This window comes from Gallaecimonas aegicerasi (assembly GCF_045291545.1).
Taxonomy (GTDB): Bacteria; Pseudomonadota; Gammaproteobacteria; order Enterobacterales; family Gallaecimonadaceae; genus Gallaecimonas.
Genome location: NZ_CP149514.1, coordinates 796742 through 812611, shown reverse-complemented (window position 1 = coordinate 812611; position 15870 = coordinate 796742). Strand labels below are relative to the sequence as shown.

Genomic DNA, 15870 nt, shown 5'->3' with positions numbered 1-15870 from the left:
ACCCGCCGCCATAGCCGTTACAGTGAGTATTGGGAGGTGCGTGATGACCGAAAAACGCCAGATCCTGCTGCTGAAAATAGCCATTGTTCTTGGCCTGACCCTGATCCTGACCGGCCATTACCTGATGAGTTATGCCGATCTACCTGGGCGCATGGGCGTCAGCGGCATTATCATCAGCGCAGCCTGCATCGCCTTGGGGCTGATACTGTCGCTGCCAACCAAGATGTACCTGACTTTTGTGTTGATGAAGCGCGAAAACCGCCAGCGCGATTAATGTTTAGCGCCCATCGCCAGGGCCCGCGCCGCGCCGGTGGCTCTGTCGGTACTTTGCTCCAGCCAACCCGATAACTGCTGCACAACCAGCGTGGTTAACGCCTGGATGTGCTCCGGCTCGGCATTCAAGGCACTGATGTACTCATAACGCTCACCACCGGCGGCCATGAAATAGCCGCGATTTTCCTCACCAATTTCCTCGATGGTTTCCAAGCAGTCGGCGGCAAACCCCGGGCAAAACACCTGTACTGATTTCACTCCCTGCGCCGGCAGGCTTTTTAAAGTGGCGTCGGTGTAGGGCTTAAGCCATTCGGCTTTGCCAAAGCGGGACTGGAAAGTCACCAGCAGTTGTTCTTCGCTGAGCCCCAACCGCTCGCGCAGTAAACGTGAGGTTTTGTGGCACTCACAAAAGTAGGGGTCGCCCAGCAACAGGTTGCGCTTGGGTACACCGTGATAAGACAGCAATAACCGCTCGGCCCGGCCGTGTTCGGCCCAGTGCCGCTCAATACGTGCCGCCATGGCGTCGATGTAGGGAGCAAAGTCGTGATAATGGCTGACAAAGCGCAGGTCCGGCAGCCAGCGCCGCTGGCTGAAATCCTCGTTGACCTTGTCGAGGGTGGAAGCGCTGGTGGCGGCGCAGTATTGCGGGTACAGCGGCAAAACCAGAAGCCGGTTCACGCCTTTGCCGAGCAAAGTATCAATGCCCTGGCTTATCGACGGCTGGCCATAGCGCATGGCAAAAGCCACTTCCACCTGCTCACCAAAGCGCTGCTGCAACTGCTGACGCAGGGCATCAGCCTGGTCAGCCGTGTGATAAAGCAACGGTGAGCCACGCTCGGTCCAGACACTACGATAAGCCTCAGCAGATTTTTTCGGCCGGGTGTTGAGGATGATGCCATTGAGGATCAGCCACCACAGTGGCCGGGGGATTTCCACCACCCGCGGATCCCAGAGAAATTCCTTGAGATAGGTCCGTAAAGCCTGCTTGGTGGGGGCTTCTGGGGTGCCGAGGTTGGTCACCAGCACGCCAATGCGCGCTGGCTGACCGTGGCGAAAATGCTCGCTGCCCTTAAAAGTCATGGTATCTCTCATTGCCGGTATTGCCGCGCAATACGTAAATGCCGCTGCCAATGTTCACCATGATACGAAAAAAAACGCCCCGAAACGGGGCGTTATATCAATTTAGCTGCTCATCGAGCTGTTGGCTGACGGTCTCGACCGCCTGGGTACCATCCATTTTCAGGTAACGTACCGCGCCCGCATCCGCTTCGCGTTGATAATAGCCAATCAGCGGCTCGGTCTGATCGTGATACACCGCCAGACGCTTACGAACGGTATCTTCTTTATCGTCATCACGGATGATCAGCTCGTCACCGGTTTCATCATCTTTACCTTCAACCTGCGGTGGATTGTGAGTAACGTGATAAACACGGCCAGAGGCCGGGTGTACACGGCGGCCGCTCATGCGCTCCACGATAACGTCGTCCGGCACATCAAACTCAATCACCACATCAATGGCGATACCGGCATCTTTCATGGCGTCGGCCTGTGGAATGGTGCGCGGAAAACCGTCCAGCAAGAAGCCGTTCTGGCAATCATCGGCGCTGATCCGTTCTTTCACCAAACCAATGATGATGTCGTCCGAGACCAGCTGGCCGGCATCCATCACTTTTTTGGCTTCCAGCCCCAGCGGGGTACCGGCCGCAATGGCACCACGCAGCATATCGCCGGTGGAGATCTGCGGGATGGCGAATTTTTTCATCAGGAACTGGGCCTGAGTCCCTTTGCCGGCACCGGGGGCACCTAACAGGATAATGCGCATATTCTGCTCACTCTGGTAATGGGAAAGCTGACGCAGCAGGGTTGCGTGAATGGCAATAGGTTACACAGGCCAGCTCATTAAAAAAAGGTTAAGGGCAGCTAACGCTGCCCTTTTACTTATAAGCCTTTCAACATCAACTGGTTAAGTCGCTTAACGAAACCAGACGGGTCTTCCAGGCTACCGCGCTCTGATAACAGCGCCTGTTCAAACAGCAAAGCGACGGTGTCGTCAAACTGCTCACCTTCGCGATTTTCCAGGCTTTTTACCACCGGGTGCTCCGGGTTCAGCTCGAAAATATAGTTCACTTCTGGTGCACTTTGGCCGACAGACTCCAGCAGTTTTGCCATTTGACTGGAGATGCCCTGATCAGAGGTCACCACGCAGGCAGGGGTATCGGTCAGGCGATGCGTAAAGCGCACCTCCGTGACTTTGCCCGCCAGACTGTCTTTGACCTTGGCCAGTACCCCTTCCAGCGCCTTTTCGGCTTCTTTGTCCTCGTCACTGACGTCCAGTTGCAGATCGCCACGGGTTGCCGATACCAGGGTTTTACCCTTGTACTCGCTCAGGTGGCTCATCATCCAATCGTCGATGCGCTCGGATAACAGCAGCACCTCGAAGCCTTTTTTACGCAGCACTTCCAGGTGCGGGCTGAAACGGGCGGCATTGAAGCTGTCGGCAACCACGTAGTAGATCTTTTCCTGATCTTCCGGCATCCGCTGCAAATATTCATCCAGGCTCACCCAATGGCTGCTGTCATCGTGGTGTGTGGAGTGGAAACGCAGCAAGGAGGCAATGGTCTCGCGGTTGGCAAAATCTTCTGCCGGCCCTTCTTTGAGCACAGTGCCAAACTCTTTCCAGAACGCCAGGTAAGCCTCGGGATCATCCTTGGCTTGTTTCTCCAGCATTTGCAGCACCCGTTTACTGATGGCGCTTTTCATGGTCTGAGTCAGCTTGGAGTCTTGCAGGATCTCCCGGCTGACATTCAGCGGCAGATCGGCCGAGTCCACCAGGCCTTTCACAAAACGCAGGTACTGCGGCAAGAACACCTCGGCGTCATCCATGATGAACACCCGCTTGACGTACAGTTTCAGCCCCTGCTGACGATCGCGCTGGTAAAGATCAAAGGGCGCCTTTTTCGGCAGGTACAGCAAGGACGTGTACTCATGCTTGCCTTCGACCTTATTGTGGCTCCAGCTTAGCGGCTCATTAAAATCGTGCGATAGGTGCTGGTAGAAGCTGATGTAGTCTTCTTTGCTGATATCGCTTTTGGCCTTGGTCCACAGTGCGGTGCCCTGGTTAATGGCCGCAAAACCGCCTTCTTCACCTTCTTCCTTACCCGGCTTATACAGCTCGACCGGCACCCCGATATGATCGGAGTAGGTATGAATGATCTGCTCCAGCTTCCAGGTATTGAGGAAGTCTTTTTCTTCTTCTTTGAGATGCAGAATGATGTCCGTGCCGCGGCTTTTTTTATCGCTGGGGCCGACATCAAAAGTACCCTGTCCTTGCGAGCGCCACATGGTCGCTTCAGTATGGCCGGCGGCGCGGCTGTGCACCTCCACTTCATCCGCCACCATGAAGGCAGAATAAAAGCCAACACCAAACTGGCCGATAAGCTGTGAGTCTTTGGCGGCATCACCAGAGAGATTCTGGAAAAAAGCCTTGGTACCGGATTTAGCGATGGTGCCAAGATGCTCGATGATCTCGGCTTCGGTCATACCAATACCGTTATCGGAAATGGTCAGAGTGCCCTGCTTTTCATCGGCACGGATCTGCACCTTCAGCTCGCCATCACCTTCATAGAGGTCGGCATTTTCCAAGGCCCGAAAGCGCAGCTTGTCAGCAGCATCGGCGGCGTTGGAAATCAGCTCACGCAGGAAAATGTCTTTGTTGGAATACAAAGAATGGATCATCAGTTGCAGCAGCTGCTGCACTTCAGTCTGAAAGCCGTGGGTTTGGGTGGTCATGGTTTCCACTGGTCCTCTTGTGTTACGGGCTGAGAACTAGATGGGGCTGGTGGCGCTATTTTCAAGGCAACGATTAAAAAAGCCCGCGTAAGCGGGCTTTTTACAGCGGCTGGCGGCCAGTGAACGAGTGCGACAAGGTTGTGCCGTCAACGTATTCAAGTTCCCCGCCCACCGGAACACCGTGGGCAATACGGCTGACCTTGATGCCATGACGATGCGCCATTTGCGCCACGTAGTGGGCAGTAGCGTCACCTTCAACCGTCGGATTAGTGGCCAGGATGACTTCCTGCCACGGCTCACGCTGTAACAAAACATCAAGCTGCTCCAGTTGCAGCTCAGCCGGGCCAATACCGTCGAGGGGAGAAAGATGCCCCATCAAGACAAAGTAACGGCCACTGAATAGCCCCGTCTGTTCAATCGCCAGGACATCGGCGGGCGTTTCCAGTACACACAACTGGCCATTTTCCAGACGTCGCGGGTTGGCGCAAATGCCACAGTGGGTCTGCTCCGTAAAGGTTCGGCAATCCTGGCAACGGCCAATGCCCTGCAGTGCTGCCTGTAACTGGTTGGCCAGTTTCAGCCCACCTTGGCGATCCCGCTCCAGCAAGTGAAAGGCCATACGGGTAGCAGATTTCCCCCCCACCCCGGGCAGACAGCGCAGAGCCTGGATCAGCTCTTTTAACAGCGGGCTGAATTCCATCTTCTTAGAACGGGAACTGCATGCCGCCAGGCAGTTTCATACCGCCGGTAACATCACCCATCTTCGCCTTGGATTCCACTTCAACCCGGCGTACCGCGTCGTTCATGGCCGCCGCGATCAGATCTTCGAGCATTTCTTTGTCGTCTGCCATCAGGCTGTCATCAATTTCCACCCGACGGACATTGTGATTGCCCAGCATGGTGACTTTCACCAGCCCAGCCCCGGCTTCGCCGGTGACTTCCATATTGGCGATTTCTTCCTGGGCCTTTTGCATACGCTCTTGCATTTGCTGGGCCTGCTTCATCAGGTTGCCCATTCCGCCTTTACCAAACATTATCGTTCCTCACATGATTGGGCGGACTGAATCCGCCACCAGTTCTGCATCAAATTGCTCAATAAAATGTTGCACCCGCGGGTCTGCTGCCAGCACCGCCTCAGCATGGGCCTGGCAGCTTGCCAAAATCCGGTTGCTGATGGCAAGCGGACTTTCACGCCCTGGCGGCGCTTGTGCAACAGTGATATCCAAAGGCCCGTTATAGATGCCGGCCTGACTGAGCGCGTCAGCCAATTCTTGCTGATAGCGAGCCAGATGGCGTTGCTCCGGGGCCAGCAATAACTGCCAACCGCTGTCCGAACGTATCAGCACCGCGTTCAAAGCCAATTGCCGAATAAAACCACCGGCGTCCAGAGTTTCACAGCACTGATACCAAAAGCGGTCCTGTTCATCACATTCGGCCAGAGCTGTGGTGACTGCCGGGTAAGGAGCCGATTGCGGTGCTTCATCCTCAGCAGCTTGCAGCGAATGGTCACTGACACTTGCCACGACCGGCGCGACTTCCGCCGACGTAGAGGAAAGCTCGCGCTCAGGCACCGCTGGTGCTGTGAGCGGCCCTTGTGCTGGCGCCCCCTCCGGGTGTGGCTCAGCAGGTTTGGTTACCAGCCCCGCAGAGGCCAGCGGGGCCGCCTCAGGCTTTTTTGTGCCCTCGCCCTCCTGCTGGCGCTGCTCTCGCAGTGCCTTACGGCGGGCCAGTATCGCCTGAGTTGGCGACAGTGGTGCCGCAGTATGCTCAGCCGCAGCGGCATCGGATTGCGCAGCGATGTTTGCCGACTCGGGTGATGACTCCTGAGCGTCGGTGACAGCTGGAGCTTGCTGATAACCCTGCCCTTGCGCCAGAGCCAGCACATGCTCTTGCTGCGCGGCCAAATCGGCCGGGTGCGCCACCTCAGAGGCCGCCTGCCTTGGCGGCATCGCCCGGGCCGGCTCAGGTGAACTCACTGAAGCCGCCTCGCCAGTAGCCGATTGCCGGGCGCTTGGCACCGCTGCCGGTTTCCGGGCCGGCTTGGTTCTTGGGGCCGGGGGGGCAGTGTTATCAATATCAAAAGCCAGCATCCGCAGTAGCGTCATTTCCAGTGCCATACGCGGGTCCGGGCAATGTGGCAAATCCCGGCGGCCATGTAACGTCATCTGATAAAACAGTTGCAGCTGTGTCGGGCTCAGTTGCCCGGCCAGTTGTTCCGCGGCCGGGCTCTGTGAGCCCGGTAATTGCTGGGCAATAGCCGCCTGATGCAGCAATACCAGTACATCCGCCAGCAAGGCGCTGTAATCCGGCGACATCATCGCCACGGCATCCAAGGCCGCCATCATCTCTGCGGCATCACCGGTCACCACGGCCGCCATCAGTTTTTCACTGTAGCGGCTGTCCAGGGTGCCGAGCATAGCCTGGACATTATCCAGCAATACCTGGCCATTTCCGTGGGCAATCGCCTGGTCGGTCAGACTCAGGGCATCACGCATGGAACCATTGGCCGCCTTGGCCAGCAGCGCTAGTGCGCCTTCGTCAAAAGGCAGCTGCTCGTGACCCAGTACCTGCGCCAGGTGTTCGCTAATCAGCGCCGGGCTCAGGCTCTTTAAATTAAATTGCAGGCAACGGGACAAGATGGTTACCGGCAGCTTTTGCGGATCAGTGGTGGCCAGCAAAAACTTGATGTGTTCCGGCGGCTCTTCCAGGGTTTTTAGCAGGGCATTGAAGGAGTGGCGCGACAGCATGTGTACTTCATCGATGAGGTACACCTTGTAGCGGCCGCGGGTTGGCCGGTACTGAACGTTATCGAGAATTTCGCGGGTATCTTCAACTTTGGTACGAGAGGCAGCATCGACTTCAATCAGGTCAACAAAATTGCCTTGCTCTATCTCCTGGCAGGCACTGCATTGGCCGCAAGGCGTGGCAGTAACACCCAGTTCACAGTTAAGGCTTTTGGCAAAGATCCGGGCCAGGGTGGTTTTGCCCACCCCACGGGTGCCACTGAACAGGTAGGCGTGATGCAGGCGGCCTTGGGTCAATGCATTGCCCAGTGCCTGCACCACATGATCCTGCCCCACCAGCGAAGCAAATTGCTGAGGGCGCCACTTCCGAGCCAGTACCTGATATGCCATGGAGTCGTCTTTTCACGCATCGATAGCGTCATGCTACCACAGCATGGCAACAGGTCAGCAGTCAGTGGCCGTCAAACTGCACCAGATCGAAAACGTCCAAATCTTGCTTACGCAGACGCTCGATCCCGCCCAGTTCCGGCAGGGAAACAATAAACGCGGCATGGCGGGCTTCGCCACCCAGCTCCCGCACCAACTTAGCTGTGGCCTCAATGGTGCCGCCGGTCGCCAGCAGGTCATCGACCAGCAGCACTTTGTCACCCGTACTGATGGCATCAATATGAATTTCCAGCGTGTCCTGGCCATATTCCAGTTCATAGCTCTGGCCAATGGTCTGACGGGGCAGCTTGCCGGGCTTGCGGACCGGTACAAAGCCGACCCCCAGCGCTAACGCCAGTGGGGCACCAAAAATGAAACCGCGGGCTTCCGCTCCTACGACCTTGGTAAAGCCCATCTGGCCGAAATGCTTCGCCAGCAGCTCGATGCTGGCTGCAAAAGCTTGCGGGTGCTGCATCAAGCTGGTGACATCGCGAAAGATGATCCCCGGCTTGGGGTAATCGGGAATGCTGTGAATAGCCGATTTGATCAGGGTCAGGCTGTCGTTATTCATGATGATTTTTCACACTGGGCAAAACCAAAGCAGCACAGGTTAAGGACTTTTACGACCCGGAGCAACTGCCTCGGGCTCTGCCACCACAGGCAAACGATACAAATACACCAGCACCGCCGCCATGATGGTCAGTAACATCAGGCGCAAGCCATTACTGGGAACCAGATAAATGGAAATAGCAAACGTCACCAGCATCATGGCAACTGCCCGGTTACGATAACGACGGCGCAACCCCCGCTCCCGCTCCCAGTCACGGACCATCTGCCCGAAATAGCGATTATCACGCAGCCATTGATGCCAGCGCGGCGAACCTTTGGCAAAGCACCAGGCGGCCAGCAAAATAAAAGGGGTGGTGGGCAGTACCGGCAAAAAAATGCCTAAAACGCCCAAGGCTACCGCCAGCCAACCGGCCAGCACAAACACTATACGCATACAACAACCGTAGCCAGGCCGCAAGCGGCCTGGCTACTTAGTGACTGGCATGGTGAACAACAGCAAGAATAGCCGGCAAGGTCGGCAAGCACAGTGCCACCAGCAGGCCAATAACATGTTTGAAGCTGTAGGGATCTTTGAAGTGACCGTCAGACATGATTTGCAACCTCTGATTAACAAGGACGCGAGTCTACACAAGGGAATGATCTGGATCAATTTCTTCGGCTACTTTTCGGACAATGCCCCGTGACGCCAATTTCCTCAGTGCCTGCTGCAAAGCTGCTGGTGTCACGGTTAAGTGTTCAGCCAGGTACTGTTGTAGCGTTGCCGCATTCATACCAGGGTACTGGCGTAGTGCATCCAGCAATTGCGCACTGGCCGCATTGATTTTTAGAAAACCCACAACGTCATCAGCATTACGGTACACCACCAAGAAACACGGTTCAGTAAGCGGCACAGATGGCCGCTGCTGGGCACTGATCTGATGTACCGGCCAGTGGTAAGCGGCAAGTTGTGCACTGTCTGCCAGCATCAGCGGTGTCTGGTCAGTGAGTACATCGTCAATGATCTGGCCATATTCCTGTGCCCGTTCGGCCGCCAGTTCAAGGTATTCATAGTGGGCCAGCTCGGCCATAAAGGGCGGGTCAAAAGCCCCGGCACTGAAGGCGGAGCTGTCCAGATAATCAAGAAACTCCAAACCGATTTCCAGAAACAGCGGTGTTTTGCAGTCATGGTCAGCATAAAAACGCCGCACCCGATACTGCCATTGCGGCTCGTCATAGAGGCTACGCAACACCGGAAAAGTGCTGGCTAAAAAGCTTTCTATATTGTTGAAAAGCAGCCGCCGGTAAATAGCCATACGCCGTTCTTCAATACCCGCCGGAGCCGGTTGCTGCGGGTCACGAAGGTGCGCCAGCCAGCGCGCCTGGGTGTGGCGAAAATCGGTCATTGCCAAGCATCCTGAAGGCGCGTGATCTGCGCTGTTTCAGCCAGCAGCTCCGGCAACGGTGGCAAGTTAAAATCCCGTTCCAGTAAGGTCGGGAATGGGCCATGCAGCCGATATGCCTGTGCCAGCAAGGCCCACACCGGGTCCGATACCGGCGCCCCATGGGTATCAATCAGCAGTTCAGCATCTTCCTGGCTGTGGCCGGCAACATGCCCATAAGCGATACGCTGCCCCGGCAGGGCCTGCAAAAACGTCAACGGCTCGTAGCCATGATTAGTGGCATTTACAACAATGTTGTTCACATCCAGCAGCAGCTGGCAATCGGCTTCCGACAGCACGGCGTTGATGAAGTCAATCTCACTGAGCTGGCTGTCAGCGACAGCATAGTAAGACACATTTTCCAGTGCTAAAGGCCGCTCCAGCATGTCCTGCACCTGCCGTACCCGGCCAGCAACATGGGCCACAGCTTCCTCGGTAAAGGGGATTGGCAGTAAGTCATACAAATGTGCGTCGCCGGCGCACCATGACAGATGCTCGGAGTAGCAACGAATATTATGGCGGTCAAGAAATTGCTTCAGTTGGCCAATAAACGCCTTGTCCAAAGGAGCAGGGCCACCGATAGACAATGACAGCCCATGGCAAACAAACGGGTGCGCTTCACTCAGCGCGGCAAAGGCCTTGCCGTAACGACCGCCAAGGCCCATCCAGTTTTCCGGTGCGACTTCCAAAAAAGAGACCGGCGCCGGTAAAGCCTGATGACTGAACTCATCAAGAAAGTCACGGCGCAGACCAAGGCCCGCGCCGCTGACAGCAAAACGCTCAGTGCTGACTACCACACTTGGCCTCTGGCTTGGTTTTCTTGTCGGCACCGCAAGTGGCTTCTTTTGCTTTCTTGGCCTTTTCACCGCAACTGCCTTCTTTGGCTTTGCTGGCGGCCTTTTCACCACATTTGGCCTCTTTTACTTTTTGCGGTTTGGCTTTGTCCTGCTTGCTATCACTGGCACCACAGGTGGCTTCACCACATTTACCCTCGAAGCTGACCTGCTGATAGCCCTGCCCCAGATCCTGCATAGTAAAAGACGCCGCCGACGCCGCGGTGGATGTAACCGAGCCAACAACCAGCGCGCCTAGCGCAGCGGTAACACAATGGCGAGTTTTCATACTGAGCACCTCATTGGTGAGTGAAAAAGGTCTATGACCTAAAAACCGGCAAAACCACGGCCGGAGTAAACCTCTGGGAATACGACCTGCCCCATCGACAATTTCTTTCAATCATTGATAAAAAACGTACACTTGCCAACCGAATATGGCTCAGTGTGATGTTATGCGAATTATTCTGGCGCCGATGGAAGGCGTTGTAGACCATCTGATGCGCCAGCTGCTAACGGCGCAAGGTGGTTTTGATTTATGTGTCACGGAATTTTTGCGGGTTGTCGAGCAGTTACACCCTCCCCGTTCCTTTTTCCGTATTTGCCCGGAATTGGCTCAAGGCGGCAAGACCGCTAGCGGAGTGCCGGTACGGGTCCAATTGTTGGGGCAATCGCCACACTGGCTCGCCGAAAATGCCGTGCGCGCTGTCGAGCTCGGCTCCCCGGGAGTGGATCTGAATTTTGGCTGCCCAGCCAAAACCGTCAACAAGCACCGCGGTGGCTCAGTGCTGCTGGATGAGCCAGAAACCCTCTACGCCATCATCAGCGCAGTACGCCAGGCCGTCCCGGCCCCCCTGCCGGTGACAGCGAAAATCCGCCTGGGGTTCAACGACAAAACACAAATGCTGGAAAACGCCCAGGCAATTGCTGAGGCTGGCGCCAGTGAACTGGCCGTACATGCCCGAACCAAACGTGATGGCTACCGGCCCCCGGCTTACTGGCAAGATATTGCCCGCATCCGCCAGGTGGTGTCGTTGCCGGTTATCGCCAATGGTGAAATTTGGCAGGTGGACGACGCCAAGCGTTGCCAGCAGCAATCCGGCTGCAATGATTTAATGCTGGGCCGCGGCGCTCTGGCGAGCCCCGGCCTGGCACTGGCTATCAAGCAACAAAGCGCCCTGCCTGCCTGGCCCGCGGTGCAACAACTGCTGCTGCGTTATTCAACCTTTGAAATTCAAGGCGATAAGGGCAAGTACTACCCCAATCGCCTCAAACAATGGCTGCAGTACCTGCGCCGGCAATACCCGGAAGCACAGCAGCTGTTTGAGCAAGTCAAAACCCTCAATCAAAAATCCCAGCTCCTGGAGCACCTAGCTTCTTGATGCAGGTCAGCATTTGCTGGTGCATCTGTCAGTAGACTGCTTTTAATCGTCACTATTGGAGAGCGATCCATGGACACGTTTCAGCAACGTCTGGAGCAAGAGCAGTCCCAGCTACACCAACAACTGACTGCCAGACTGATTGAGTTGGGCGCCTCTAGCCAGGTATTAGCGGCCTTAGCACAACAGGGCTTTGACGGTATTGCTGACTTTTTACCGGAATTGCCTGACCGGCAACTTTATGCGCTGTGTCAGCGCCTAGGTAAAGTTGAAGCCGCACTTTGCCAGATTGAGCAAGGTGTGTACGGTATTTGCTGTGACTGCGAAGCAGAAATAGACATGGCACGTCTGGTCGCCGACCCCGCCGAGCAACGTTGTCACCATTGTGATGACAAAGCCGTATAAATAATTTGCCACCCCAAACACCATCAGGCATGCTTGATGAACTTGACTTTTCCGGGTTGACCATGAAAACGAAATCAACTGCTTTGATTTTTCTTACCTTCCACTAGTGGGAGGTTGGTCGCTATTGTCGTTTCAGCCTCCCTTCGCGGAGGCTTTTTTGTTTGAGGAGGCCCTATGGCTTTGGAGGATCTGCGCCAACAGATTGAAGCGGTGGATAACCGTTTACTGGGAGCCTTGGCCGAGCGCCGGGCCTTGGCGCTGGAAGTTGCCCGCGATAAGCAGCAGCATCAAGGGGCGGTCAGAGACTTGCAACGGGAATTGACCTTGATGACCCTGCTTAACGAAAAAGGCCGTTCTTTGGGGCTGGACCCGGCCATGCTGGGGCGGCTCTATCAGATCATCATTGAAGATTCGGTACTGACCCAGCAAGCCTGGCTGGAACAACAGCCACAATCCGCTGCGTTATCCATTGCTTATCTCGGCATGGAAGGTACTTACTCTTTTTTGGCCGCACAAGGCTATGCCAGCCGTCGTCAGCGACCATTTATAGGGCAAGCCTGTGAGCGTTTCAGCGACATCATTAGCGCTGTTGAAAGCGGTCAGGCTGACTTGGGTATCCTGCCTATCGAAAACACCTCTTCCGGCTCCATCAATGAAGTCTATGACCTGCTGCGTCACACCCATTTGGCGATCGCCGGTGAAACCTACCTGGCGGTCGATCACCACTTACTGGTAAAGCCTGGTACCCGCCTGGCCGAAATTAAGACGGTGTATGGCCACCCCCAGGCACTCGCGCAATGCTCAGCTTTTCTAAACAACCTTGGTCATGACATCACACTACAGGCCTGCCCTTCCTCAGCACATGCCATGGCGCAGGTCAGCGATGCTTACAGCGCGGCACTAGGGCCTGCCAGCGGCGGTGAGCTGTACCAGCTAGAGGCAATAGAGCATCAGCTGGCCAATCAGGGGAATAACACCACCCGCTTTATTGTTGTCAGCCGCAACGCCGCGACAGTGCCGACTCAGCTGCCCGCCAAGACCAGCTTGATCATGGCCACCCACAACCAGCCCGGAGCCCTGGTCGATGCCTTACTGGTGCTACGCCAGCATGACATCAACATCATCAAACTCGAGTCCCGGCCAATGCCGGGTAACCCCTGGGAAGAGCTCTTTTATATTGATTTAAGCTGCCACATCCAAAGCCCCTCATGGCAGCAGGCTTATGCCGCCTTACAAGCCATGACCCGCTTTAGTAAGGTCCTTGGTTGTTATCTTGATGAACGCATAGCCCCGGTGCCACAGCCATAAAAAAAGCCGCCCGAGGGCGGCTTTTTTATCGCACAGGCAACCGTATCAGATACGGTAGCTGAAGTTGGCGAACATGTAACGACCCAGCACATCGTACGCTTCCGGTACGGTGTTGGCGTCAGAGTAGCTCGGCATGTACTGCGGCGCTTTGTCGAACAGGTTGTTCACACCAAAGGTAACAGCAGTATTACTGTTGATATGGTAAGTCGCAGATACGTCGTTGTAGACCACGATAGCAGTCTTGAAGGTAGGTACTTCAAGATCTTTCATGTGATCCACAAAACGCAGACGCCAGGAGGCATCCCAGTTACCCATGGAAGCATCAACACTCAGGTTGTGTTTCCATTTAGCATAGGCACCTGCTTCACCGCTGATGGTACCAGTGTAGTCACGACCGTCCTGCTCAAACTTGTTCAGGTAGGTAGTGTCCAGGTTAACAACCCAGTCAACACCGGCGCCGGCAAAGGCGTAGCGCACGTTCATATCAACACCATTGGTGTTTTGATCACCAACGTTGGTCAGCGGACGCAGCATATGATCAATATCACCAGTCACGCTGCTGCGATGCAGTTGCAGTACGTTACAGGCAGCTTGGTTACCGGCATAGCACTTATCCAGATAAAGCTGGCCGTCGATACGGTCGATAGCATTGCTGATATTGATTTTGTAGTAATCCACGGTCGCAGACAGACCGTTGATGGCATTCGGGCTCCACACCAGACCCAGGGTCAGGGTTTTGGCTTTCTCAGGCTGCAAGTCTTTCGAAGAGCTCCAGGTGTCCTGGATCTGAGAGTCGCCATAGGTGTAGTTGGTGTTACCGATCTGCGCATTACAGGTCTGATACAGGCTGCTCGCCGGATCAGTGCTGCCGTAGCCAGAGCAAGGATCGGTCAGGTAGTCGAAGCTACCTACCGCACCACCATAGAGCTCAGATACGTTCGGTGCCCGGAAGGCAGTTGAACGTACACCGCGCAGCATCAGCTGGTCGTTGATGCGCCAGGTCAGGCCCAGCTTCCAGGTGCTGTCGCTGCCGAAAGTGGAGTAGTCAAAGTAGCGAGCGGCCGCTTCCAAAGACAGATCACGAGCGAAAGCCTTGTTGGACAGCAGCGGCACGGCCAGTTCGCCGTACACCTGGGTAGTGTGGTAGCTACCATTGGTTGGGTCTTGCTGTGACTGCGCACTGTCGCCGGCAACGGTGACAGAGTCAGGCTGGAACCAGCCGGATTCACGACGGTATTCGATACCAGAAGCAAAGCTCATCATACCTGCAGGCAGTTCGACCAGATCGCCGGAGATGTTACCGCTCAGTACGGACATCTCGTTACCACCGGTGGAGGTATCGGTGTAGTCAACGTAGTTCAGCAGATCCTGGCTCAGCTGACCTTCCGGAACAAACCAGTTACCGCAAGGAATGCCGTTTTGACCGCAAACGTTCGGATCAGTGGTTTCAACCAGCTTGCGGGTGTTTTGCAGGCCAGCTGTTTTGCTGATGGCGTCATTGCGACCCCAAACATAGGATACATCCCAGTCCAGGCCGTTATGGATATCCAGGGTACCCTGAGCACCCAGCACGAAACGAGTGGTATCAACAACCTGGCTATACTCACGAGCACCGGCTTCGGTCATACGGCGCTTGTAAGCAACGTCAGTGTTCCAGATGTTACCGGTAGCAGCAGCAGGAATGATGGCGTAAACAGGCGACGGGGCCAGTTGCTGATTAGACATCCGTTTGGTGCTGAAGAAAGACGTAAACAGCTGGGTGTTATCAGTCAGGTTATAAGTACCGTTACCGAATACGGAAGCCCGTTTTTGCGGAGTATAAAGGTACTGATAAGGCACATAGTTATAGTAGCTATGTTGCGGTACCCACTGGTTGGAGCCCTGGTCAAACTGCATGTAGCCGTTACCAGCGTTCACTACACCACCAGGGATATAGGTACTACCACCGATACAGGTACCTTCAGGTGAACCGTCACGTACACAGCTGGAGAAATCACGAGCACTTTGCATAACGTGGCCGCGATCAACATAGCTGGCACCAACGACCAGGTTACCCTTATCGAAGTTACCGCCCATCAGCATGTTGATTTGAGCAGTATTGCCGTCGCCTTTGCTGGTGCCACCATAAGAGGCATCCAATTGCAGGCCACTGAAGTTCTTCTTGGTGATGATGTTAACTACACCAGCAACTGCGTCAGAACCATAAACAGCGGAAGCACCATCTTTCAGTACTTCAACACGCTTGATCATGGAAACCGGGATGGAGCTGATATCAACAGTGGCGTCAGCGCCACTACCAGAGTTGACCATCCGACGGCCATTGATCAGCACCAGTGTACGGGAAGAGCCCATACCGCGCAGATCGATGTTAGTGGTACCCATGCCACCATTGTTGGTTGCAGCACCGATAGGTGCACCAGCACTAAAAGTGCTTTGGGTCAGCAGATCGGCAATGTTGGTGTAGCCACCTTGCGTAATTTGCTTGTCAGAGATAACAGAAACAGGGCTAGCTGTTTCCATATCGGTACGCTTGATGCGGGAACCGGTTACCTCGATTTTTTCTACGTTACTGTCGTTACCGTTATCGGTAGCAGCCAGTACAGGCATAGACAGAGTGGCCGCGGCGCCAGCAAACAGCGCATAACGGACGGCACTAGCAGTGATTGTTTTGGACATCATGACTTTTCCTTTGGCGAAAATATCGTCGCAATAGGATTTAAATATTGTT

At 55.2% G+C, this 15870-nt stretch carries 16 protein-coding genes; 4 read left to right on the top strand and 12 right to left on the bottom strand.

Annotation, left to right across the window (positions count from 1 at the left end; all coding sequences use genetic code 11):
* Positions 1 to 43: 43 nt before the first annotated feature.
* Positions 44 to 274 carry a hypothetical protein gene (locus tag WDB70_RS03940; protein WP_406666831.1) on the top strand — a complete coding sequence of 77 codons (231 nt, stop codon included), beginning with the start codon at positions 44 to 46 and terminating at the stop codon, positions 272 to 274.
* Here WDB70_RS03940 and hemH read toward each other — a convergent pair.
* The 11 genes from hemH to WDB70_RS03885 form a co-directional block, all read right to left on the bottom strand.
* Positions 271 to 1353 carry a ferrochelatase gene (gene hemH, locus WDB70_RS03935; protein ID WP_406666829.1) on the bottom strand — a complete coding sequence of 361 codons (1083 nt, stop codon included), beginning with the start codon at positions 1351 to 1353 and terminating at the stop codon, positions 271 to 273. The two genes, WDB70_RS03940 and hemH, sit on opposite strands and share 4 nt — an antisense overlap.
* Positions 1354 to 1450: 97 nt before the next feature.
* A complete protein-coding gene (gene adk, locus WDB70_RS03930; RefSeq protein ID WP_406666827.1) occupies positions 1451 to 2095 on the bottom strand; it encodes an adenylate kinase in 645 nt (214 codons plus the stop codon).
* Positions 2096 to 2211: 116 nt separating this feature from the next.
* Complete coding sequence (gene htpG / locus WDB70_RS03925) at positions 2212 to 4062, bottom strand: molecular chaperone HtpG (RefSeq protein ID WP_406668008.1); 1851 nt, start codon at positions 4060 to 4062, stop codon at positions 2212 to 2214.
* A 100-nt stretch (positions 4063 to 4162) separates the two neighbouring features.
* Positions 4163 to 4762 (bottom strand): recombination mediator RecR, encoded by a 600-nt coding sequence (gene recR / locus WDB70_RS03920; RefSeq protein ID WP_406666825.1) that lies wholly within the window; start codon positions 4760 to 4762, stop codon positions 4163 to 4165.
* Between the two features lie 4 nt (positions 4763 to 4766).
* Positions 4767 to 5096, bottom strand: a complete 330-nt coding sequence (locus WDB70_RS03915) for a YbaB/EbfC family nucleoid-associated protein (protein WP_406666823.1) — start codon at positions 5094 to 5096, stop codon at positions 4767 to 4769.
* A gap of 9 nt (positions 5097 to 5105) precedes the next feature.
* Entirely contained in the window at positions 5106 to 7196 is a 2091-nt protein-coding gene (dnaX, locus tag WDB70_RS03910; RefSeq protein ID WP_406666821.1) for a DNA polymerase III subunit gamma/tau, read from the bottom strand.
* 61 nt (positions 7197 to 7257) lie between these two features.
* Entirely contained in the window at positions 7258 to 7803 is a 546-nt protein-coding gene (gene apt, locus WDB70_RS03905; RefSeq protein ID WP_406666819.1) for an adenine phosphoribosyltransferase, read from the bottom strand.
* A gap of 39 nt (positions 7804 to 7842) precedes the next feature.
* Positions 7843 to 8235, bottom strand: coding sequence for a YbaN family protein (locus WDB70_RS03900; RefSeq protein ID WP_406666817.1), 393 nt, complete (start codon positions 8233 to 8235; stop codon positions 7843 to 7845).
* Positions 8236 to 8425: 190 nt separating this feature from the next.
* Positions 8426 to 9184: a DUF2063 domain-containing protein gene (locus tag WDB70_RS03895; protein WP_406666815.1), complete on the bottom strand. Its 759-nt coding sequence runs from the start codon at positions 9182 to 9184 to the stop codon at positions 8426 to 8428.
* The gene (locus tag WDB70_RS03890; RefSeq protein WP_406666813.1) at positions 9181 to 10017 is read right to left on the bottom strand and encodes a DUF692 domain-containing protein; all 837 of its coding nucleotides are present in this window, start codon (positions 10015 to 10017) and stop codon (positions 9181 to 9183) included. The genes WDB70_RS03895 and WDB70_RS03890 overlap by 4 nt, the downstream gene beginning before the upstream one ends.
* Positions 10001 to 10342, bottom strand: a complete 342-nt coding sequence (locus tag WDB70_RS03885) for a hypothetical protein (RefSeq protein ID WP_406666811.1) — start codon at positions 10340 to 10342, stop codon at positions 10001 to 10003. Before WDB70_RS03885 ends, WDB70_RS03890 begins: the two co-directional genes overlap by 17 nt.
* A 163-nt stretch (positions 10343 to 10505) precedes the next feature.
* On the opposite strand from WDB70_RS03885, the gene WDB70_RS03880 reads away from it, so the two are divergent.
* From WDB70_RS03880 to WDB70_RS03870, 3 genes are all read left to right on the top strand, one after another.
* Positions 10506 to 11432, top strand: a complete 927-nt coding sequence (locus tag WDB70_RS03880) for a tRNA-dihydrouridine synthase (protein WP_406666809.1) — start codon at positions 10506 to 10508, stop codon at positions 11430 to 11432.
* A 69-nt stretch (positions 11433 to 11501) separates the two neighbouring features.
* On the top strand, positions 11502 to 11834 hold the full coding sequence (locus tag WDB70_RS03875) for a TraR/DksA family transcriptional regulator (RefSeq protein ID WP_406666807.1): 333 nt from the start codon (positions 11502 to 11504) through the stop codon (positions 11832 to 11834).
* Positions 11835 to 12008: 174 nt separating this feature from the next.
* Complete coding sequence (locus WDB70_RS03870; protein WP_406666805.1) at positions 12009 to 13142, top strand: prephenate dehydratase domain-containing protein; 1134 nt, start codon at positions 12009 to 12011, stop codon at positions 13140 to 13142.
* A 45-nt stretch (positions 13143 to 13187) separates the two neighbouring features.
* Here WDB70_RS03870 and WDB70_RS03865 read toward each other — a convergent pair whose 3' ends face one another.
* Positions 13188 to 15821 carry a TonB-dependent receptor plug domain-containing protein gene (locus tag WDB70_RS03865; protein WP_406666803.1) on the bottom strand — a complete coding sequence of 878 codons (2634 nt, stop codon included), beginning with the start codon at positions 15819 to 15821 and terminating at the stop codon, positions 13188 to 13190.
* Between the last annotated feature and the right edge of the window lie 49 nt (positions 15822 to 15870).

Bases quoted from the DNA above. Each gene is read 5' to 3' on its own strand.
- WDB70_RS03940 (WP_406666831.1), top strand. From the start codon at position 44: ATGACCGAAAAACGCCAGATCCTGCTGCTGAAAATAGCCATTGTTCTT.
- hemH (WP_406666829.1), bottom strand. From the start codon at position 1,353: ATGACTTTTAAGGGCAGCGAGCATTTTCGCCACGGTCAGCCAGCGCGC.
- adk (WP_406666827.1), bottom strand. From the start codon at position 2,095: ATGCGCATTATCCTGTTAGGTGCCCCCGGTGCCGGCAAAGGGACTCAG.
- htpG (WP_406668008.1), bottom strand. From the start codon at position 4,062: ATGACCACCCAAACCCACGGCTTTCAGACTGAAGTGCAGCAGCTGCTG.
- recR (WP_406666825.1), bottom strand. From the start codon at position 4,762: ATGGAATTCAGCCCGCTGTTAAAAGAGCTGATCCAGGCTCTGCGCTGT.
- WDB70_RS03915 (WP_406666823.1), bottom strand. From the start codon at position 5,096: ATGTTTGGTAAAGGCGGAATGGGCAACCTGATGAAGCAGGCCCAGCAA.
- dnaX (WP_406666821.1), bottom strand. From the start codon at position 7,196: ATGGCATATCAGGTACTGGCTCGGAAGTGGCGCCCTCAGCAATTTGCT.
- apt (WP_406666819.1), bottom strand. From the start codon at position 7,803: ATGAATAACGACAGCCTGACCCTGATCAAATCGGCTATTCACAGCATT.
- WDB70_RS03900 (WP_406666817.1), bottom strand. From the start codon at position 8,235: ATGCGTATAGTGTTTGTGCTGGCCGGTTGGCTGGCGGTAGCCTTGGGC.
- WDB70_RS03895 (WP_406666815.1), bottom strand. From the start codon at position 9,184: ATGACCGATTTTCGCCACACCCAGGCGCGCTGGCTGGCGCACCTTCGT.
- WDB70_RS03885 (WP_406666811.1), bottom strand. From the start codon at position 10,342: ATGAAAACTCGCCATTGTGTTACCGCTGCGCTAGGCGCGCTGGTTGTT.
- WDB70_RS03880 (WP_406666809.1), top strand. From the start codon at position 10,506: ATGCGAATTATTCTGGCGCCGATGGAAGGCGTTGTAGACCATCTGATG.
- WDB70_RS03875 (WP_406666807.1), top strand. From the start codon at position 11,502: ATGGACACGTTTCAGCAACGTCTGGAGCAAGAGCAGTCCCAGCTACAC.
- WDB70_RS03870 (WP_406666805.1), top strand. From the start codon at position 12,009: ATGGCTTTGGAGGATCTGCGCCAACAGATTGAAGCGGTGGATAACCGT.
- WDB70_RS03865 (WP_406666803.1), bottom strand. From the start codon at position 15,821: ATGATGTCCAAAACAATCACTGCTAGTGCCGTCCGTTATGCGCTGTTT.